At 51.4% G+C, this 20,216-nt stretch carries 15 protein-coding genes; 6 read left to right on the top strand and 9 right to left on the bottom strand.

Annotation, left to right across the window (positions count from 1 at the left end):
- Window positions 1-10: 10 nt before the first annotated feature.
- From JAO79_RS10215 to JAO79_RS10195, 5 genes are all read right to left on the bottom strand, one after another.
- Window positions 11-667, bottom strand: a complete 657-nt coding sequence (locus tag JAO79_RS10215) for an HAD family hydrolase (protein ID WP_199007169.1) — start codon at window positions 665-667, stop codon at window positions 11-13.
- 75 nt (window positions 668-742) lie between these two features.
- Window positions 743-2,734, bottom strand: coding sequence for an alkaline phosphatase family protein (locus tag JAO79_RS10210; RefSeq protein WP_199007168.1), 1,992 nt, complete (start codon window positions 2,732-2,734; stop codon window positions 743-745).
- 263 nt (window positions 2,735-2,997) lie between these two features.
- Window positions 2,998-3,375, bottom strand: a complete 378-nt coding sequence (locus JAO79_RS10205) for a RidA family protein (RefSeq protein WP_114335943.1) — start codon at window positions 3,373-3,375, stop codon at window positions 2,998-3,000.
- Between the two features lie 27 nt (window positions 3,376-3,402).
- Entirely contained in the window at window positions 3,403-4,677 is a 1,275-nt protein-coding gene (locus JAO79_RS10200) for an NAD(P)/FAD-dependent oxidoreductase (protein ID WP_199007167.1), read from the bottom strand.
- A gap of 15 nt (window positions 4,678-4,692) precedes the next feature.
- Window positions 4,693-5,469: an IclR family transcriptional regulator gene (locus JAO79_RS10195; protein ID WP_199007166.1), complete on the bottom strand. Its 777-nt coding sequence runs from the start codon at window positions 5,467-5,469 to the stop codon at window positions 4,693-4,695.
- Window positions 5,470-5,690: 221 nt separating this feature from the next.
- On the opposite strand from JAO79_RS10195, the gene hutG reads away from it, so the two are divergent.
- The 5 genes from hutG to JAO79_RS10170 are packed head-to-tail and all read left to right on the top strand — an operon-like array spanning window position 5,691 to window position 11,175.
- Window positions 5,691-6,662, top strand: a complete 972-nt coding sequence (gene hutG, locus JAO79_RS10190) for a formimidoylglutamase (RefSeq protein WP_114335946.1) — start codon at window positions 5,691-5,693, stop codon at window positions 6,660-6,662.
- 41 nt (window positions 6,663-6,703) lie between these two features.
- On the top strand, window positions 6,704-7,669 hold the full coding sequence (locus JAO79_RS10185; RefSeq protein ID WP_199007165.1) for a TAXI family TRAP transporter solute-binding subunit: 966 nt from the start codon (window positions 6,704-6,706) through the stop codon (window positions 7,667-7,669).
- On the top strand, window positions 7,629-8,132 hold the full coding sequence (locus JAO79_RS10180; protein ID WP_199007164.1) for a DUF1850 domain-containing protein: 504 nt from the start codon (window positions 7,629-7,631) through the stop codon (window positions 8,130-8,132). Before JAO79_RS10185 ends, JAO79_RS10180 begins: the two co-directional genes overlap by 41 nt.
- 16 nt (window positions 8,133-8,148) lie before the next feature.
- On the top strand, window positions 8,149-10,395 hold the full coding sequence (locus JAO79_RS10175; RefSeq protein WP_199007163.1) for a TRAP transporter permease: 2,247 nt from the start codon (window positions 8,149-8,151) through the stop codon (window positions 10,393-10,395).
- Between the two features lie 12 nt (window positions 10,396-10,407).
- The gene (locus JAO79_RS10170) at window positions 10,408-11,175 is read left to right on the top strand and encodes an IclR family transcriptional regulator (protein ID WP_199007162.1); all 768 of its coding nucleotides are present in this window, start codon (window positions 10,408-10,410) and stop codon (window positions 11,173-11,175) included.
- A gap of 54 nt (window positions 11,176-11,229) precedes the next feature.
- Here the strand turns inward: JAO79_RS10170 and JAO79_RS10165 are convergent, their stop codons facing one another.
- From JAO79_RS10165 to JAO79_RS10150, 4 genes are all read right to left on the bottom strand, one after another.
- The gene (locus JAO79_RS10165; protein ID WP_199007161.1) at window positions 11,230-13,278 is read right to left on the bottom strand and encodes a TonB-dependent receptor family protein; all 2,049 of its coding nucleotides are present in this window, start codon (window positions 13,276-13,278) and stop codon (window positions 11,230-11,232) included.
- 97 nt (window positions 13,279-13,375) lie between these two features.
- Window positions 13,376-14,890 carry an aldehyde dehydrogenase family protein gene (locus JAO79_RS10160; protein WP_199007160.1) on the bottom strand — a complete coding sequence of 505 codons (1,515 nt, stop codon included), beginning with the start codon at window positions 14,888-14,890 and terminating at the stop codon, window positions 13,376-13,378.
- A 15-nt stretch (window positions 14,891-14,905) separates the two neighbouring features.
- The gene (locus JAO79_RS10155; RefSeq protein WP_199007159.1) at window positions 14,906-17,026 is read right to left on the bottom strand and encodes a PQQ-dependent dehydrogenase, methanol/ethanol family; all 2,121 of its coding nucleotides are present in this window, start codon (window positions 17,024-17,026) and stop codon (window positions 14,906-14,908) included.
- Window positions 17,027-17,066: 40 nt separating this feature from the next.
- Window positions 17,067-17,990: a transporter gene (locus JAO79_RS10150; protein WP_199007158.1), complete on the bottom strand. Its 924-nt coding sequence runs from the start codon at window positions 17,988-17,990 to the stop codon at window positions 17,067-17,069.
- A 208-nt stretch (window positions 17,991-18,198) separates the two neighbouring features.
- Here JAO79_RS10150 and JAO79_RS10145 point away from each other — a divergent pair, with 208 nt between their 5' ends.
- Window positions 18,199-20,085 (top strand): sigma-54-dependent Fis family transcriptional regulator, encoded by a 1,887-nt coding sequence (locus JAO79_RS10145; protein WP_199007157.1) that lies wholly within the window; start codon window positions 18,199-18,201, stop codon window positions 20,083-20,085.
- Window positions 20,086-20,216: the final 131 nt, after the last annotated feature.

The raw sequence follows: 20,216 nt of genomic DNA, 5'->3' as shown, positions 1-20,216 counted from the left end.
AGGCGGAGGCTCACAGTCTCGCTCCCTCCAGAATGGTCCAGCCGGCGGTCTGCGCTCGAGCCAGTAGCTGCGGGTCTGGATTAACGGCCACGGGGTGATCGACCTGCTCAAGCAGGGGTAGGTCATTGTGGGAGTCGGAATAAAACCACGTAGTTCCCAGAGGTGTCGTTTGCACAGACAACCACTGCTTTAACGCTTCTAACTTACCGGCTTGAAAGGGGCGCCGGGCACCGATTTCTCCAGTCAGTGCGGAATCGCGCCAGAGGACTTCAATCCCCAGTGCATCTGGAACCCCCAACGCCTCAGCTATTGGCAGCACCAGATGTTCGCCGGTCGCAGAAATAATGAGTAGTCGGTGTTGTTGTTGCCGGTGCCAATCAAGGCGCTGTTTCATGGCTGGACAAATGAGTGGTTCGATCACTTCTACCACAAACGCATTGACTACAATTTCTAAACGTTTTTTGTTCCAGCCTTTAAGGGGCAGCAGGCTGAACTGCATATATTCTTCGAGGTTGAGGCTCCCGTTTTGGTATTTTTCGATAAATTGCCCTTCCTTGTGGCGCGCCTCTGGATCTGGATGCAGCCCCTGGTCGTGTAAGAAAGCTGTGAATAGGTGAGCACTGTCACCATGAATCAACGTGTCGTCGAGATCGAAAATTGCAAGCATAAGGCGCTCTTGGATCTTAATTGGTTTTTGGGAAAGATAGCCCCGGCCCGGATCGCTTCGGGCCGGGAGCAAAGCCTACAGGTTGCCCAAGGGCGCTGTAGCGTTGGCTAGAGCCTTTACTTCGGCCTCTGTCAAGGCTCGGCTAAAGGTCACCAGGTCGGCAATGTCCAGCTCTAAGCCTCGGCCAGCGTTGTAGTTTCCATCGCCTCCTTCACCGATATTTAATGGGTAAGGGGAAGCCAGGCTGGAGATGGAGCCGGTATTGACCTGCGACGCCTGGAAGCCAGAGGTTGCATCTTGCAAGTACAGTGCAGCCTGACCATTTACTAGATCCATGGTAGCCACCCCAAAGATCCATTGATTCTTGGCCAGAGGCATCCAATTGGTATCGGCCCGCTGGGAGCCGTCTCCCAGATTGAGTTTGATGCTTTTGTTTCTCACGGTTACGGTAAAGCCTGGGTTGTAACCGCTTGCCCAGTTTTTATTCGATAGGAGTTGGGGGTCTCCTTGGATGTTGCCATTGATCCGAAAGCGGAAACCGAAGGATAGCTGATCGTAAGCGGACAGATCCTTGGCTTGGCTCAGGTAGCCTTGGCTGCGATGAAGGTTTAGCGCTTTGGTATCGTAGAAGGGGCCGTCAACATATGTCGGGATGGCGGAAGCTTCGGACACCCAGCCGAATGGTGCAACGGTTCCATTAAAACTTGACAGACTTTCCCGTTCGGCTAGCAGACTGCCGAGGTCGACGGGTTCCGCCAAAGAGACGTTAACCCGGCTGCTGACTGGCGCGCCTATATCGGCCTGTACGGAGTACACCACGTTATGAGAACCCTCTCCGATCTCTTCCAGTGTCAGGGTGTCAACGTAATTGCTTTGCCCGGCACTTGTTTCAGCAATCCGTTCATTATTGCGATAGATGACGACTTTGTTCGCATCGCTAGTCACCTGCCAGCTGAGGTTAACCGTTGCAGTTTTCGGTTCGGTCTGATCGACTGAGGTGAGCAGCTTGTACGCTCCTAACATTCCAATCAGGGAAGGGCTGACGAGTTGATCTTCAACCTCTGGTAAATGCCCCAAATAGGTCATAACCGTTGGCATTACCGAGGTAATGGCGGGATAAGCCATAAGTGCGTTCTGTTCAGCGTCATCGGACAACGCCGGCGAGGCGGCAGGATTCGTCAGGAACTGGTTGAACATCTCAGGTTTGTTCACACCGATTACGCTGGTGCGTTCAGCCACGGTATCACCGCCGTGGCCTCCGGCCTGACGATGGCCGTGGTCGGATACGATCATTACCAACCAGTCTTCGTTAAGGTTGCGTTCACGGTGCTCAACGGCGGCCATGATTTGTCCCAATCGGGCATCCGTTTGAGTTAGTGCCGCTTCATAGGGTTCACACCAACCGCAGGCATGGCCTGCGCCATCTACTTCATCTAAGTGAGTGAAAATAAAGTCGAGATTGCTGTCTTCTTGTTCCAGTTCATTCACCAGCTGTTCAGTGATGAATGTATCGACCGACTTACCTTCGGGGCGAGAAGCGCCGTCGACCCTACGATCGATGCTAGACATTTCTTTGATCAGGTGACCGCTGTTAATCGGAGTCCACGATACGAAACTCCCGCTTTTGAGTGTTTTTTCACTCTGTTTTAGTGTCGTGAAAATACTGTTGGTAGCGACAGGTTTGCCGTTGTTACTTTGCACGCCGTGGCCATCCACCCAAGTACCTGTAAGAATGCTCGACCAGCTAGGTCCCGAATAGGAAGGCTGGTGTGAGCTGGTGTTGAGCAGCCCCCCGGCGAAGCTTTTGGTTAGCGTGAATCGTGCAAAGTTTGGGGTTTGCGGCTCGTTAAGCTCGGGGTTGTCGACCTCGTCAATGTAGTCGTACATCAAACCATCAACGCCGATCACCAGTGCCTTTCGGGTAGGCTCGGTCACTGGTGTTTCGATGTCAGGTTTAGTGATGTTAGTTTTGTCTTCGTTGCTATTGCCGTCATTGCAGCCACTCAGCGCGACTAGCGCTGCGGTAGCAATAGCTAGCTGCTTACTCGGAAACTTTCCAAAAGGCATCGTGTTATTCCTGTTTAGGTTTTAGGTTTTAGGTTTTAGGTTTTAGGTTTTTGACACTCAGCATTATGAGCTCTGGTATATGCCAGATTTACCTTAAGGAAGGTTCGTGACGAATAGGTGTCAAAGTTATTGCAAAGGTTTCGAATGGAAGGGAGCAAAAAGCCCCAAAGTGATTGGGGCTATCATGTGCTTGACGCCAAGCAGCGTGCCTAGCTTGTAGGGAATTTCAATCAGAGAAATGTTTTTTTGTAATTATTTAACGATTAATCTTCGACCGTCGCATAGACGACCAATTCAACCAGCATCTCTTCTCGAGCAAGGCCGGCTATTACCAAAGCTGCACGGTTGGGGTAAGGCTTTTCGAAGTATTCTGCGTAGATTTTGTTAACAACCGGCAGGTGCGATCTGTCGGTAACATAAATCAAAACCTGTGTGACATCTGTGAGGTTTGCGTTTGCGCATTCCAGTGTGTGGCGAAGGTTTTCCATGGTCTGGCGTGTTTGGGCTTCAATACCGCCGTCAACCACTTTCCCTTTGTCATCAATAGGGATCTGAGCAGTGAACAATATGCCGTTACCAATGGTTGCCCACTCTAGTGGTGATGGGGACGCGTATAATTCAGTTTTTACTGTTTTAACCATGTTTGCTCTTCCTTAGGTGGGTTTTGGTTAGCGCTCAGCACCTGCCAGCCGCCTTTCTACGGCGCTGACGAGGTTGAATCCAATGTGTCTAATTGGCTCAGGTGGCATCCAACTGGGCACGCCCATGAGCTCGTGGACGTTCAGGCAGGGCTGGCCGGAAGCTAGATTGGCCAACTGCTGTCCCAGAAGCGTTCCCTTTAAAATACCGACGCCGTTGCAGCCGATGGAGGCGAATAGCCCTTTTTTTAGCTGACCCCAAAGCGGTGCTCCATTGGCTGTCAGCGACGTGGTGCCGCCCCACCATTCCTCCAAGCCATAACTGCTCAGTTCAGGGAAACGGTTTAACAGGCTTTGTTCAAGATAGCTTCGTGTGGCGTCATTGCCTTCGCGCTCGTAGCCGTAAAAGCCGCGTATAAGAAGTCTTCCATCGTCAGTGGTTCTTAGGGTGGAGCCAAGACGGTGGGCAGGCAGCAACCCCCATTGACCTTCTGGTGCTAGGGCAGCGAATAAATCGGCTGGCAATTTTGGGGTGATCCCTGCATAGGTAAATATTTTCACGCTATAAGCATTTCCGAACCCCAAAGAGGCGGCGAAGGCATTGTTGGCTAGAAATACCTGTGGTGCCTGAAGTGCACCTTCGGGTGTTGTGGCTAACCACCCAGATGAGGTTTGTGACAGGTGAATAGCCGGGCTCTGCTCATGCAATGTAATCGTGGCGGGAAGGCTTCGGGCCAAGTTCGAAATCAGTGCATAGGGGTTGACCAAGCTGTTGCCTGGCAAATTCAGCCCAGCACGGTAATAGCTGCTGCCTGTAATTGACCTCAAGCGTTCTGGACTCATCCACTCGAAGGGTTGGCCGCTCTTTTTAAGGAGTGAAGCTAAGGTTGAGAGATTTCGCATGCCCCGGTCTGTAGCTGCGCCTTTGAAAATTGTAGAGTTTGCTGTGACGGCTCCCGGATAGGCTATTTCACGCATAGCATTTTGGGTGGACTGATAGTGCCGGTAGAGTTCTCCGGTCGCTTCAGCGTTGACTCCGGTGAAGGCGTGCTCGAGAACGAATCCCGAGTTGCGGCCTGGGGAGCCTGCACCAATGGTTTCCGCCTCTAAAACTCTGATATCACTTTCTGGCTGTAGCTTTGCGAGCTGGCTGGCTATGCCGATTCCGGTATAGCCAGCGCCGATAATGATCGCGTCGCAGGTTTGAGAACCTGTAAGGCGAGGGTGTTTCTGGGACAACTCAGCCGTCTCTTTCCAACCACAGGCGCGTTTATAATCAGGGTAGGGGGCGTTGCTTCTGTTCATCGTAGGTATACTCTGTTACCGGGTGTTTTCCACCGGGTCGAAAAGGTTGTGGCTAATCGCTCTCGCACTGGCCAGAAGTGATTTTGTAAGGCGCTCGTAATGTTCGTCGGACAACCGTGAGCGCCGCAGGCAACAACTTAATGCAGCGATTGGTGTCTGGTTTTTTCCGAAAACAGGGACAGCTACACCCGTAAATTCAGGCGGGTCAGTGCCTTCCACTCCGCAGGTGACTTCGAGGTGTCGGCAGTTGGCGATGGCTTCCTGCACGAGCCCGCGCGTGATTCCTTTTGCTCGCAGAAATGGCGCTTCGTTGTGGTCAAGGATGTGTGTCTGTTCTTGCTTGCTCATAAAGCTAAGGATGGCGATGGACGCCTGGCCGACCCCGAAGGGAATTCGGTCACCCTTTTGACGGGTGTAACTCCGTGCGGGGTGTTGCCCATCTGCGATATCTAGGCATAGCACGTGAAAGCCGTCAGGGATCATAAGAAAAAAGCTGTCACCTAAATTCTCTGCCATGTCCAGCAGGTGCATGTGCGCAACCTTGTCCAGTGCGGCGCGGGTCAGCTCGCTCCAGCTCAAGAGTTCCGGACCGGGATAAACTGGCCCACGACTAAGTGGTTGCCTGACAAGACCTAGAACTTTTAGAGCGCGAACCAAGCGGTACACTGTCGGAGTGCTCAGACCCGTTGCATCGGTGAGCTCAGAAATGGAGAGGCCGTGTTGCCCGGCTTTTATCACCCGGCGAAGCAATGAGTAACTTCTGTCCAGAGTTTGAATGCCGCTTTCATACATACCGGTCTTACCCTTTTCGATTTCATTGCCCTCTTTGAGTGTAACTGTACCTCTTAGCGTTCATTTTGGCTTATCGCAAAGTGAGAAATATTCGGAAATTTAATCATAGAAATTCATATGGACATTCATTATTCATATATGAACGATAGGTGGTGGTAGGGTGTTTAAATATCGGTTTTTGTATGCTTATATGATCGCATGTTGAATTAGAGTGAGAGAGTATGGTCACGTTCAAGCCAGCATCAGAGTGGCACGGCAGGGTAGATAGTGAAGAAGGGGCTGGTGCTACACGGTGGCATCAAATGGTGTCACTTGCGCCAGATGGACGCTCCGGTCAAACCGTGGGAATGCTTGGCTTTGCGTGCGATGCAGGTGTCCAGAGAAATAAGGGGCGGCCCGGTGCTGCTGCTGGTCCGGATGCGCTTCGGCGTCAACTGGGTAGCTTAGCTTGGCACGGTGGTGATGACGTGTCGGTAATTGACCTTGGTACGGTAGAGGTTGTCGGTGACGCATTGGAGCACGGGCAAGAAGAGCTGGCGTCAAAAGTTGCGGAAGCACTTGCGTCCGTCAATCGCCTATTAGTAATAGGTGGGGGACATGAAACAGCTTGGGGCAGTTTTTCGGGGCTAGCAAAAGTGTACGACCCGACCACTACAAGAATCGGCATTATCAATCTAGACGCCCATTTTGACCTGCGAATGAAAGGTGAACAGGGTGCATCGTCGGGTACGCCCTTTACCCAAATAGCTGAGCGCTGCGGACGGGATTCTTTTCATTACTGCTGCTTGGGCCTTGCTCGGACGAGCAACACCTCCTCCTTATTCGAACGTGCCCGTGCTATGGGGGTTAGTTATCGTGAAGATAGAGATATGCGGGAGGTAGATATTCCGGACGTCATAAAACAAGTCCGCGAATTCAGTCAGGGTTTGGACATGCTCTACCTGACCATCGACTTGGATGTACTTCCTCACTATCAGGCACCTGGTGTTAGTGCTCCAGCGGCACGAGGTGTTGCGTTGGAAGTTGTGCAAGCTGTGATTAATGAAGCGCAACAGATTGCTGCGACATTACCTTACGGCATGCCTTTGGTAGAAATTTGCGAGTTGAATCCCGAATTTGATGAATCTGGCGTTACCGCTAAAACAGCGGCTCTGCTGGCGGACACACTGCTGTGTCAACACTGCCGCCCATGAGGCGGTATCACTAAGCTAAAACAGTAAAGGAAGTCAAAACAATGAAAAAGCTGAAAACGATGCTTATGACTGCCGCTTTGGGCGTGGGTCTGGCTGCGGGAGCTGCGCAGGCGCAGGAGCGAGTGTTTTTTGGAATCGCTACCGGTGGGACGGGCGGCACCTATTACCCGCTTGGCGGCATGTTAGCGCAAGTGATCTCCAATAACGCCGAGTTGGAAGGCAAAAAACTGTCAGCGACGGCTGAGACTGGAAACGCATCGGTGGCAAATGCCGGCCTGCTCGGACGGGGAGATATAGAGTCTGCTTTTGTTGCGGCCGATATCCTCGATTCGGCCTACAAGGGACAGAACCAGTTTGAGGGAAAGGCCCAGAAGAATCTTCGAGCTCTGGGTGCTCTGTATCCAGAGGCTGTTCAATTGGTAGCCCAGCCCGGTATTACGTCATTTCGTGATCTGAAAGGCCACTCCGTTAGTTCCGGTTCGCCTGGCTCCGGGCAGTGGCAACTACTCGGGGACCTGTTGGAAGCTCATGGCATGACTCGTGATGATTTAACCGAAGATTATTCTTCCTTCTCTCAATCTGCCGAGAAGATAAAAGATGGAAATCTTGACGCATCCTTGATTACTGCCGGTTCACCAACCGCATCGATCTTGGAATTGGCTAACGGGCACGAGATAAACATTATTCCGTTGACCGGTGCACCGATCAAAAAATTGCAGGAAACTCAGCCGTATTACGCATCCACCATTCTGCCGGGTGGTACCTATAAAGGCGTGGACAACGATGTTGAAACCATTGCTGTCCGAGCGATATGGGCAACCCATGCTGACTTGCCAGAAGATATTGCTTACGCGGTTACCAAAGCGCTTTACGAAAACACAGACACCTTGGCCAAGGTCCACGTGAAGGGTAAGGAAATTACACGCGAAACCGCTCTGGAGTCGGTATCCATTCCCCTGCATCCAGGTGCAGAAAAGTATTTCCGTGAAAAGGGCATCATTGAATAAGCTAGCCCTGCTGCTGGCCGGGGCCTTTGCCCTGGCTGGCAATTTGCAGGCTGCAGATCTGGAAATTAGTTATTACCGGGAAGGCAAGCTGCTTGCGTGTATTCCTGTTGCTGACAAGACGTTTGAACTCTCGTTCATCCACTCTGTGTCGCATACGCCTGTCACGGACTATTATCGAGTGGTGGAATCCTCGGCTGGCGGACTGACGATTAATCAGACTGCAGAAGTTTTTATCGCCCATGGGCAAGGGCTGCCCTCACTGGTGAACGAACCCGATGCGACGTCTTTCAAACACAGAAATGGCCAGTTTATTCTGGAAATGGATCGTGATATTGGACCGCTGATAGTACGAACCGATCGGCGCTTCAAGAACAGATTGCACGCTGGAAACAATAAAATCAATTTGAACCAATGGCCGGACGGCGGGCTGCTGATTTCTCCGGTCTTTAACTGCCAACCATAACTCAGAGTGAACGGGTATGAGCAACTCAAACAGCCAGGTGGACAACCGTTCTTCGTTCAGCGGGCCTGAAATGCACCAAGCTGATCTGGATAACCTGATAAAAAAGTTTGATAACGAATCGAACTTCAGGGACTTGCGAGGCATTCTTAAAACACTGGTGACGATCACTTGTGTTGTTCTGAGTGTTTTTCATATATATACAGCGGGATTCGGCCTATTAAACGAGATCACCCACCGCAATGTGCACATGGCCTTTATCATGGGCCTACTGTTCATTGTATTTCCTAGGCGGCAACCGAAGCACCTCAAAATCAATGTCGTTTTGAGCCTTGCCTACGGCGCCTTCTATCTGCTGGTTGCCCATCAGCTAGCCCAAGCCTTGGCGAGTGATATTCCGGTCTGGTGGACATGGATGATTTACGGTTTTGCGGTGTTCATGGCGCTGTCCGCTTTGCCCGTTGCTGCTATGGGAAGTCGGAATAAACCCAGTTGGCTTGATTGGCCGTTAGTACTGGCGGGTGCTGGTTTTTCCGCTTACTTAGTGATTTTTTTCAAAGAGATTTTCATAATCAATATTGGCTTCCCAAAAGCGTTCGATTACCTGATGGGCGGCATGGCGGTCATGCTGGTCGTTGAGGGTGCGCGCCGAACCATGGGGGAGTCACTGTCAATTATTGGTGTGCTCGCGCTGTTGTACGCCATGTTTGGTCCGAGTTTGCCGGGCGTGATGGCGCATAGGGGCTACGACATCATTAGACTGGTTGAGCACCTGTATCTCGGAACGGAAGGTATCTACGGTATCGCTATTGGTGTTGTCGCCACGTATGTGTTCCATTTTGTGCTCTTTGGTGTATTGGCCCAGGCGTCCGGCCTTGGCCAACTTTTCATTGAGCTGGCAACCCTCGTTGCAGGCCGCTATTCAGGTGGTCCGGCAAAGGTGTCTGTCGTTTCGTCGGGTTTCTTTGGCATGATTTCTGGTTCACCCGTTGCTAACACGGTTACCACCGGTGCATTTACGATACCGATGATGAAAAAGTACGGCTTTAGTGGTCGCTTCGCTGCAGCCACAGAAGCAGCATCTTCGTGTGGTGGCCAGATTACCCCGCCGATTATGGGCGCGTCCGCTTTCGTGATGGCCGAAATGCTCGGTGTTCCATACAGCGAGTTGATTCTGATTGCAATCATACCGGCTGCGTTTCACTATCTCGCAACCTTGTGCATGGTTCATTTTGAGGCCCGCCGCCTGAACCTTAAAGGTATGCCAGAAGAGCAAATTCCTCGCCTTGGCGCCGTGCTATCTAAACACTGGCATCAGGTTATTCCGTTAGTCGTGATGGTGACACTACTGCTTATGCAGTTCACCCCATTCCTGGCAGCATTTTGGGGCATTATTCTGACCATTGTCTGCTCTTACCTACCTCTCTTGCTCAGACCACTCGGGTTCACCAAGTTGGATCATGAAAGTGCCTTAACGCCACGACGTTTGATTGATGGCCTTGAAGAAGGTGCGAAGCAATCCATCGCTATTACCGCTGCATGCGCCTGCGTTGGCTTTCTGCTGGGTGTAACGACATTGACCGGGCTCGGATTTAAGTTCTCGGGAGCTATTGTTGGCCTGGCTACTGATTTTGGTAGCACGTTGGCTGTGTTGATTCCTTTTGATTTATTGACAGAAGACAGTCTGACCCTGTTCATCGCGCTGATCTTGGTCGCGTTGGCTTGCATCCTGATGGGGGCTGGAATCCCAACCACACCCACGTACATTATCCTTGCCGCTATCGTGGCTCCGGCACTAGATGATTTTGGTATTGCCCTGTTGGCATCCCACTTTTTCATCTTTTACTACGGTGTACTTGCCGATGTGACGCCGCCGGTAGCTTTGGCCGCGTATGCAGGGGCGGGGATCTCGGGGTCGGATCCGATGAAGACCGGGGTCACCGCATTCCGGCTATCTATGGGTAAGGCGCTGGTGCCATTGATGTTCATCTATGCTCCGAGCCTGTTATTTCTCAATTTCACATGGTTCGAATTCTCGCTCGCGATGATCAGTGGCATCTTGTGTATTGTAGCCTTGTCAGCGGCGTATATCGGTTTCTTCAGTGCGCCAATTTCGAAGGTGGAGAAAACAATACTTAGCCTTGCAGGGTTGTCTCTGGTAGGCAACAATCCTTGGCTGATCTTGGTCTCCGGCGCAGTAGTACTCGTGATTCTTGGTAGGAACTACAGGGCGGGGCACTCTGCACCGGTGGCGCACGCAGCATAGGGAAGATAACTCTTGAGTCAGAAGGACTATACCGTTCCGGCCTTACAGAAAGGGCTACGTATCTTGGAAATGTTTGACAGTAACTGTCGGGCATTGAGCCAAGTGGAGATGGCACAGAGCTTAGGGGTCAGCACGAGTTCTTTATACAGAATCGTGCAGACTCTGGTCTCCATGGGGTATTTGAACAAGATCGGAACCAATACCTATTCGTTAGGGACTCAAGTGGTTTCTCGTGGTTTCAGCTACCTCGCCAGTCGGGAGATTGTCGAGGTAGCTGCTCCTTTCGTGACGCGATTGCGAGACAGCACTTCATTATCCAGTCATGTAGGCGTTCGAGACGGCACGGAAGTACTCTATGTCTATCGTGCGTTGGCGTTACAGAGGGTTTCGGTCAACGTGCCCGTTGGTACTCGTTTTCCGCTGCACACAACCGCTATGGGTAGGGCGCTCCTGACGGGGATGTCACCGGCCGAGTTGCAGCACCTTTTTCAGGGCCAGCGACTCGATGGCTATCCTCGGCCAGCACCACAGTCCATGCCGGAATTGATGGCGCTCTGCGAAAAAGAGCGGGCTCAAGGCTGGACACATCACTATTCAGATCATTCGACGGCACTCGCGATCCCTATCCGAAATTTTTCAGGGCAGGTCATAGCGGCCATAAACATTTCAGGACCTGATCCTGTTATGAATACTGAAGGCGTTATGGAGACATTGCTCTCTGAATTGAAACATACTGCGGCCGAAGTAATGCGGCACGTGGGTGGGATGAACTATAGATAGCTAATCTTGTGGGGCAACATTGTTTCCGCGCCCCAGAATCATAGAAGCCATCCATCAGAAGACAAACTCAAGGCCCGTGTACCAAGTACGCCCAGAAGCCGGTTCATAGTACCGATCATTACTGGCGTTAATACGAACATTGGCAAAGTGCTCTGTATCGCCGAGATTGTGCACGCCCGCAAACCCTTTCAACAGATAACTCCTTTCGGCGTAAAGCGTATTGCCTCCTCGAAAGTTGATCATCCAGTAGTCATCGACCTTGGTTTCATTGGCATCGTCGGCGACGATGTCTCCGATATAACGGACCTCTAGGGTGGTAAACGCGCCGCCCAAGCCTTGCCAGGTGAGTTGGTTTGACCAAAACTGCTCAGGTAGGCCGGGTAAACGGTTTCCATCATAACTAGTGGCACCCGAACGGTATGTATCAAACTCGTAGCTAGCCAACGTGAGTGCTGTTTCTGCGCGCCAGCTCGGCGAAATTAGCCAATCGGCCGCAGCCTCAACACCTTTGCGTGTGGTTTTGCCAGCATTACGGTAGAAGGTACGGTCATCCAGCCCTGGCAATTCATAGGGGATCAGTTCATCGCGGACATCTACCCAAAACAGGGTTATGTCGTAGTTGACGCCGTTACCAAAGCTGCCTCGCAGCCCTAGTTCATGATTCAGCGATTTTTGTGGTTCAGCTTCGGGGTTAAGCCCACCCACTCCAGAAGGATTTGCAAACTCCGAGAAAGTGGGGGTTTCGTAGGCACTGCTGATATTGGCATAGGTCTGGTGGGATTTAAGGTAGCGGTAACTCAAACCTGTAGAGCCACTCCATTCACGTAGAGTGCGACTCCCGCTTTGGTCTCCGTCGGTGGTGAAATCATCATTGACTTTGAGGTGTACCCGATCGAAACGACCACCCACTGATAGGGTTAATTGCTCGGACAGGCTCACATCTCCTTGTGCGAAGGCACCCAATGCCGTGGCGGTTTGCAGTTCATCGGCGGTCCGCCGTTGCAGCTCTCCTCCGAAGCTCATGCCTCGGCGGATACGATCATCCCGTTGTTTTCGGGCTTCTAGGCCGGCGACATAGCGAAAAGGCAACCCAGAGATTAAAAGCGACTCTCGGTAATCGGCCCTTACCCCATAATAATCCCTATCGTAATCAATTCGGCTGTCACCGGGGTAGGGCAGTTGCTGTTCAAAATTCCTGCGGAGGTAAAAGGTAATCGCGCGGAATTCGCCTGGCCCCGCAGAAAGATCCTGGTATTGGAGGCTTACCACTTGTTGATCAACGGATTGCCCGGTGTGGTAAGCCTCAGTAAAGCGCCCAGCCTGAGATCGGTCTTCTTCAGCCTGCTGAGTGGTCAGTGCGCCTGGGTCTTTTGAGCGTGGGTTGTCTAGGAGGTTAATAATGGCGGTCATCGAGCGATCGTTTCCGAGCTCTCGGCGCAGTTTGGCATTCAGAAGGTATTTTTCAACCTTAGCGTTCTCGCGATATCCCTCATAGTTAAGTGCTGAACCGTTGATGCTGTGAGACCAGGGGCTATTGTTCTGGCTGTTTTTGAGTGAGATCTTGCCAAAGCGATCGCTTCCGCCCGTAACTCGCAGAGATGTTTCATTGGGTCTACGACGCCCATCTGATGTGGTTACACTGATAACGCCACCAGCTGCGTTGCCATATAGAGCTGAGGCCGGGCCGCGGATAACTTCGATGCGCTCGGCGCTGTCGAGGTCAATTGCATCCAGTTGGGCCTGCCCATCCGGTAACGTATACGGGATGCCATCTACTACAACCGTAATACCCCGAACTCCAAAAGGCGCTCGCGCTCCAAACCCACGTATGGCTATACGTTCTCCTTGCGCGAAGTTCTCCTTGTTTTGCAGAAAAAGACCAGGAACCATAGCAAGAGATTCATCAAGCTTTAGCTTGGGTTGGCCTTTATGAATCGAATCTGGCTGAACGACCGAGATGGCCGCCGGTGTTTGGTACAAAGTGCGCTCCATCACCGGCGCCGTCACCACTATTTCAGCGGGTGTTTGTGCATAGGCTGTCATGGTGAAAGGCAACATGATAAGTCCACTCAACAAGCGAAAGGTCAATTTGTAGTTGTTCATAAGTGTCGTCTTGGGAGGGGGTTTGACAGTGTAAACCTGTGGCTCGTATATCGAGGCCCCGGTATCCGTACCCCGGGGCCTCATGCTCTCTATTTTGCTAAAGGGCCATAAAAACCGATTTGGTTTCTAGGTAGGAGTCCAGAGACTGTTTGCCCATATCGCGGCCAACCCCAGAAAGTTTGTAGCCTCCAAATGGCACGTTTGCGTCAAGCATATTGTGCCCATTGACCCAGACCGTGCCGGCCTTAAGTCTTGGGATTATACGTTGCACTTGTGAGAGATCGTTTGACCATATGCTGGCTGCCAAGCCGTAGCGGCTGTCATTGGCGCGGAGAACTACATCGTCCACATCATCAAAGGGGATTGCTACCAGCACCGGACCGAATATTTCCTCTTTGGCGATAACTAGGCTGTCATCTTCACTGGTGAAGATGGTTGGTTTGACGTAATAGCCCTTGCGATCAGCCCTCTCGCCGCCAGTTACCAAGCGGGCACCTTCCTCGCGTCCTTTCTCAATGAAATGGCAGACCCTATCTAGCTGTACCTGGGACACCAGCGGCCCCATTTCCGTAGCAGGGTCGAGGCCCGAGCCCATTGGAATGCTCTCGGCTAGCTCCGCGAGCCGATTCACAACCGCATCAAAGATGCTTCGGTGCACGTATAAGCGTGAGCCCGCGCTACAGGTTTGCCCGTGATTAAAAAATATGGCTGTCGCTGCACCTTGTGCCGCTTTTTCAGGATCACAGTCCCCCAAGACAATCATAGGTGACTTACCTCCCAACTCCAGAGTAACGCGGGCCATATTGTCCATGGCGGCGCGGCCGATGACCTGTCCTACCTGTGTTGACCCAGTGAAACTGATTTTGTTGATGCCCGGGTGCTTGGTCAAAGCCGAACCGGCATTCTGCCCATCACCCGTGACGATATTGACGACACCTTCAGGGAAGTTGGCCTCTTCAATAAGCTCCCCTAAATACAGGGCAGAAAGAGACGTTTGCTCTGCGGGCTTAAGAACCACGGTACAGCCGGCTGCAAGGGCTGGTGCGAGTTTCCAGCACGCCATTAGAAAGGGGAAGTTCCACGGTATGATGGCGGCCACAACGCCGACCGGTTCCCGCCGAGTGTAGGCAAAAAAGTCTGCTTCGGGCGGCGCAAAAGGCACAGATACATCCAAAGTTGACCCTTCAATTTTGGTTGTCCAGCCCGCCATGTAGCGGAAAAATTCCAGTCCTAAACCTATATCGACGGCCTGAGCAATGGCGGCAGATTTGCCATTGTCGATGGCTTCCAGTTCGGCGATTACTCGAGCGTCACGCTCAATCAGATCGGCCAACTCTAAAAGCAAATTTTGCCGAGTGGAAGGCCGCATCCGCGCCCAAACACTATGTTCTAACGCTTTTTTTGCACACTCTACAGCGTTATCAACATCCTCTGCGTGGGCAGACGGTATGCTTCCAATTACCGCTTCATCGGCCGGGTTGACGATCTGTAGGCGTTCGCCATTCAGTGCATCAACCCATTGTCCGCCTATCAACATGCGGTGAGTTTGGCGATCTAGAAATGCACGTGTCTTTTGTTGGGTATTTGTTACTTCGTTTGTCATACTGTTCATTGAAAATTCCTCGATTCATTGGCTTTTAGGGCGAATTGCGTCAGCGGTACCTTGGATAAATGCCTTTATTTTCTCGACATCGGCTTCGCTCAGCCTGCCCGTAAAGTCAGGCATTCCTTTGGATACAAATGGACCGTTAAAGACAAAGGCTCCTAGATTTTCAATAACAGCACTATTGACGTAACCTAGGTTCGGAATGTTTCCGCCTTTATCCACCCCGGGGACGCCGTGACAAAAAACGCAGTTACTGACGTAAAGTCCGGTGCCTTCCTCGACAAACTCCGGATTGTATTTAACGCCGGATATCAGTGAACCTAACTGATATTTGGTGAACTCAGGCATTTCCGCATCACCATTCAGGGCAAATGTATAAACGGTGCCGGGAGTCTTTAGGTCTGAGCCTCGCTGAGATTGGCCGTATACGCCGCCCCAGCCCGCTGCAATAGAGATATATTGGGTGCCATCTACTTCATAAGTGACCGGCGCTGCGATCACACCGGTTCCCATGGGAGACTCCCATAACGGCTTGCCTGTTTGAGCATTAAACGCCATTAATCGAGCATCTGCTGTGCCTTGAAAGACCAGATTGCCAGCGGTAGAAAGCGCGCCTCCGTTCCAAGGAGAGGCATGCTCGTAACGCCAGGCCTCCTCTTGTTTCACTGGGTCCCAGGCGGTCAGGCGTCCGAATGGTTTACTCGAAGGAGGGGCCTCGTTGATTCTCATAGCCGTATTCCAGCCAATACCGCTCATGGGTTGCCCGGGCTCATTGCTGTCTATATTTAGCCAGGTGGGGTCTTCGGATAATGTCACTGGAATGTTCTGAGACGGGAAGTAGGCTAGCCCTGTGTCCGAATTAAACGACATTGAGTGCCAGTTGTGTCCGCCGAAGGGGCCCGGGATTGCATCAAACGGTTTGTCAGTAGCCCGCGCGCCAGGCGCCTCGATAGGTCGTCCGTTGCTGTCGTACCCTACTGCCCAGTTCACATCAACGAAATTGTTGGCAGATATAAACTCCCCGTTGGTACGGTCGACCACGAAAAAGAATCCGTTTTTAGGCGCATGTATAATAACTTTTCGTTGTTCGTCCTCTATAACCAGGTCTGTAAGTATCATGTCCTGCGCTGAGGTGTAGTCCCAGTTATCTCCCGGCGTTTCCTGATAATGCCAAACATACTCGCCGGTATCGGGGTTTAGTGCGACGATGGAAGCTACGTAGAGGTTGTCACCGCCTTTTGGGCTGCGTTTTTTATGCGACCATGGGGCGCCATTACCTGTGCCGATGTACATAAGATTTAGGTCTGGATCAAAGACCATTGAGTTCCAAACGGTGCCGCCACCACCGCTTTCCCAGTATTTTCCACTGGGGTCCCAGGTCTTTGCGGCTTCTGCCATAGCCTCGTTCTCAAAGGGTTTGTTTGGGTTCCCGGGTACGGTAAACCAACGCCATTTTTGCTCTCCGCTTTTAGCGTCGTATGCTGTTATATAGCCCCTTACACCGCGTTCTGCGCCGCCGTTTCCGATGATTACATTGCCTTTAAACACCCGTGGTGCACCCGTCAGCGTGTAACCAATTTCGTTGTCAATCAGCGTATTTTTTTCCCAGACTTTTTCGCCTGTTTTTGCGTCGATGGCGACTAGTCTCCCATCAAGTGCCGCAACATAGACCTTGCCCTCGTATAAGGCGACGCCTCTGTTGACCACGTCACAACAAGCCTCGTAGGCTTTTTCACGAGGAACTTCCGGGTCGAACGTCCATAGCTTTTTGCCATTTTTTGCATCAACTGCATGCACCACACTCCAGGATGCGGTGACATACATCACACCGTCGACAACTAAGGGGGTCGCTTCAATACCACGACTTGATTGCAGGTCATAGGTCCAGGCGAGCCCCAGTTTATCGACATTATCCGCTGTAATTTGGGATAGGGGACTGTAGCGTGTTTCTGAGTAATCAAAACCGTGAACCGGCCAATCTTTGCCTGTTTTGGTGTTTTCTAAGATGTAGCTTTCATTGACTTGGTCAATGCGATTGGCAGCGATTGCATGAGAGTTAGTAAACCCTAGGCTTACCACCAGGGCCAATCGGAGAGCTTGGGGTTTTATCAGGATTCCGGAGCTGTTTTTTATAAATGTCATCTCAATGTCCTTTATCTTTGTTATTTCTGCTTCTAGTTATTCAGAAGGCTTTGAGAACACGAAGGTTGATTCGATGCTGTTCTTTAAACCCGTTGTCTACTGAAAGGTCTGTCCCATAATTTGCCATCAACTGTAAACCAGGCGTCGCGAACCAAGCCGTACCCACGGTTATCTTGGTGTGTGATATCCGGTTGTCCTGATCGATACCGTTCACAGATGTTTCGCCTCCTAGGGTGTGAGAAACACCTGCGCGAAAATCTAATTGTGAAGTTAGGTGATAGCGAAGAAACCCTTGGAACTGATAAGAAGGGTCCTGCTCTAGGGTTGCGTTAGTCGATCCAAATTTATCGTTGTCGCCATAAACCGTAACGTCAGCGGCCACATCTAGTGAGATCTTAGGGGTAATCCCGGTGACGTAGCCGGCTTGCAAGGCATATTTCCAGCGATTCTCACCAAGGTTTAAGGTGTCAGTTCGGTCATAGCTTCCAGTGGGGAGGTATAGGAAGGGAGTAATACCAAAATAGGTATTACTTTCAGGTTTGTTTACCAGCCATACTGTGGCGGCTAAGGTTAGGTCACCTACGCCACTGGCATCGCCTAGGCCAGATGTGTCGTCCTTGCCTTCAAGCTTTCCTACAGGTAGAAGGAATTGAGGGTCTACGGTGTAACCTCCGATTCCAGTAAAGTGGACGCCCCGAAGAATACCGATATGTGAATCTAGCCTGGCATTGATAGGGGCTTTATCGCCACCTGAGTAGAGGGAATCCCGAGTAGCGAACTGGTAGTAGCCCATTGCTAGATTAGTGCCCGGCGGGAGCGCTGTGTAATCTCCCGCATCGATATCAATGGCGTTGGCATTGCCTGAAGAGAGCAGCAAAGAGGCTATGGTAGCGGTAGCTAGGCTTACGAAGCGCTGCTTTGAGGACGCAGGGGTTGTTTTTCCAAAGCTTGACATAAATGGCATAGTGCAGATTCCTTATTGATTTTGTTGGTACCGCATGCGTGTCTAAGCAGAGCTCGTGCCAAGAAAAGTGGAATATAAAAAGATCGATAAAACAAAGAGTTACAGATCAATAGAAAAATATAAAAGCCCAGGGAAGGAAAAACTGGATCGTTTTAATACACACCATCCGGTCAGGTGAATAAAAATAAAACAGCTTGGTGGAGGAAGTATGGAGGTACATAATTTCGATCAAGATACCCGGGTTCAGCAAGCACGGGAGCTTTTTGATGCGGGCCTTGAGGTGCCGTCTCAGTGGGTGCGGGATGAGGTTATGCGATCTTGGTTGCGCTCTAGAGAAAACGGCCTTTCTCCTGTCGATCAGGTTTTACGAAAGACCCTATCGCTCAATGAATTACCTTACTTGCACGATCAGCACCGAGATCTTCTGTGTTATGTAGAACCGGAAATGCGAAATTTGTTTGGGTCTTGGGGGGCAGCTGGCTGGGTCTTCGCCTGTCTGGAAAGAGAAGGTCGGAGTATTAAGTATTTTGGAAAGGAAAGCCTGCTGGGAACATCGTTAAGTTCGGGGCTCGATCTTTCTGAGCAGGTCGCGGGTACTAATGGCCCTGGCTGTGCTTTGCTCGAACACAGGCCTTCAGTCGTGTGTGGTGATGAGCATTTTTTGCATGAATTTCGAGATCTTGCTTGCGTTGCTGTCCCCATTTTTGACCCGGCAGGAATGGTGATCGGGGCTCTGAATGCGACTAAGCACTACGATGGTCGTCCTGTAGGGATACTCGAGTCAGTTGCTTTGGCGAGTAGAGCCGTTGAAAACCGGATGGTAGGAGACTTGTCTGGTGCTTGGGTGCTAGCGATTCACTATCTTCCAGAGCTAACCGGTTCGCCGATGCGAGGTCTGATTCATTTCTGTGCAGATGGCGAAGTGTTAGGGGCAAACCCAACTGCTCGGCAGATGCTGGAACTGGATATTCTTGAGCAGAACGGGGAAGCGGTGACGTTCAGAGATTTGTTCTCGTGCAGTTTTGATGAGGTAAGGCGTTCGCAACATAGTCCAATTAAAGTGGCATGCCACAATGGATCAGAGCTGTTTTTGAAGGCAGAAGAAGTGCCCGAAGTATCCTCACCTGTTCACGCCCAAGTTGTGTTGGAACGCGCACCAGCACCAGCACCGTCTCCATTTTTTGCCGAGGTTTCCCTGCGTCCTCTTTTTGAAAAGGCTCGGCGTGCTTTCATGCATCGTGTGCCGATGTTGATCAGCGGTGAAACGGGAACAGGAAAGGAGGTGCTTGCCCGTTGGTTACACTCGCAGGGTCCTTCCCCTAAAGGAGCCTTTGTGGCTGTAAACTGCTCAGCTATCCCAGCAGGGTTAATTGAATCTGAGCTATTTGGCTACGCCGACGGAGCGTTCACCGGTGCTCGCCGTGGGGGCGCCAAAGGGAAGTTCGAAGAGGCCTGCGGAGGGACGCTGTTTCTTGATGAGATTGGAGACATGCCGGTGGAGTTTCAAGCACGCTTGTTACGTGTACTGCAGGAGCGAACGGTAACTCGGCTGGGGGAAGAAAAAACTCGTGAGGTCTGCTTTTCTTTGATTTGCGCTACCCACCGGAATCTGGATGAGCTAATGGAACAAGGGAGCTTTCGCGATGATCTTTACTATCGGGTGAATGGCCTGAAGGTAACGTTGCCGCCATTAAGAGAGCGTGAAGATCTAGATGGGTTGATCGATCATTTGCTGGCGGTCGCCGCATCACCAGATAGACCATCGATATTGTCTCCGGAAGCCCGCAACCTGTTAAGAAATTATCCCTGGAAAGGAAACATTCGAGAGCTGGAACAGGCACTAAAGTTAGGGCAGGCGCTGGCTAATAACGGTGTTATTGAAATTGATCACCTGCCTGAAGCAGTAAAAGCGAATCGATTTACCGCGTTAGCGCCAGCAATGACTCCGAAATCGGGACGATTATTGGCTAATGCCGAACGCGAGGCTGTGTGTGCGGCGCTCGAAAAATGCAGTGACAATATTAGTGCTGCGGCGCGAGAGTTGGGCATAACCCGAGCAACGCTGTACCGGAAAATAAAGCGGTTTGGGCTTTAAATGGATTTAGACCAAAACAAAAGCGATGGCGGATAAAACTGAACACGTGAACACGCAGACAATCAACGGCCTAAAGTCCAAGAGATTGTCCGCTGAAAATTCAGTAAGCTCATAGCGACGATAATTATTTG

Origin of the sequence: Marinobacter litoralis, assembly GCF_016427555.1 — a bacterium.
Lineage (GTDB): Bacteria > Pseudomonadota > Gammaproteobacteria > Pseudomonadales > Oleiphilaceae > Marinobacter > Marinobacter litoralis_A.
The sequence above is the reverse complement of the archived record's forward strand: the minus strand, read 5'-3'. Positions and strand labels throughout refer to the sequence as shown.

Bases quoted from the DNA above. Each gene is read 5' to 3' on its own strand.
- JAO79_RS10150 (WP_199007158.1), bottom strand. From the start codon at position 17,990: ATGCCATTTATGTCAAGCTTTGGAAAAACAACCCCTGCGTCCTCAAAG.
- JAO79_RS10160 (WP_199007160.1), bottom strand. From the start codon at position 14,890: ATGAACAGTATGACAAACGAAGTAACAAATACCCAACAAAAGACACGT.
- hutG (WP_114335946.1), top strand. From the start codon at position 5,691: ATGGTCACGTTCAAGCCAGCATCAGAGTGGCACGGCAGGGTAGATAGT.
- JAO79_RS10175 (WP_199007163.1), top strand. From the start codon at position 8,149: ATGAGCAACTCAAACAGCCAGGTGGACAACCGTTCTTCGTTCAGCGGG.
- JAO79_RS10165 (WP_199007161.1), bottom strand. From the start codon at position 13,278: ATGAACAACTACAAATTGACCTTTCGCTTGTTGAGTGGACTTATCATG.
- JAO79_RS10155 (WP_199007159.1), bottom strand. From the start codon at position 17,026: ATGACATTTATAAAAAACAGCTCCGGAATCCTGATAAAACCCCAAGCT.
- JAO79_RS10215 (WP_199007169.1), bottom strand. From the start codon at position 667: ATGCTTGCAATTTTCGATCTCGACGACACGTTGATTCATGGTGACAGT.
- JAO79_RS10210 (WP_199007168.1), bottom strand. From the start codon at position 2,734: ATGCCTTTTGGAAAGTTTCCGAGTAAGCAGCTAGCTATTGCTACCGCA.
- JAO79_RS10200 (WP_199007167.1), bottom strand. From the start codon at position 4,677: ATGAACAGAAGCAACGCCCCCTACCCTGATTATAAACGCGCCTGTGGT.
- JAO79_RS10205 (WP_114335943.1), bottom strand. From the start codon at position 3,375: ATGGTTAAAACAGTAAAAACTGAATTATACGCGTCCCCATCACCACTA.
- JAO79_RS10145 (WP_199007157.1), top strand. From the start codon at position 18,199: ATGGAGGTACATAATTTCGATCAAGATACCCGGGTTCAGCAAGCACGG.
- JAO79_RS10195 (WP_199007166.1), bottom strand. From the start codon at position 5,469: ATGTATGAAAGCGGCATTCAAACTCTGGACAGAAGTTACTCATTGCTT.
- JAO79_RS10185 (WP_199007165.1), top strand. From the start codon at position 6,704: ATGAAAAAGCTGAAAACGATGCTTATGACTGCCGCTTTGGGCGTGGGT.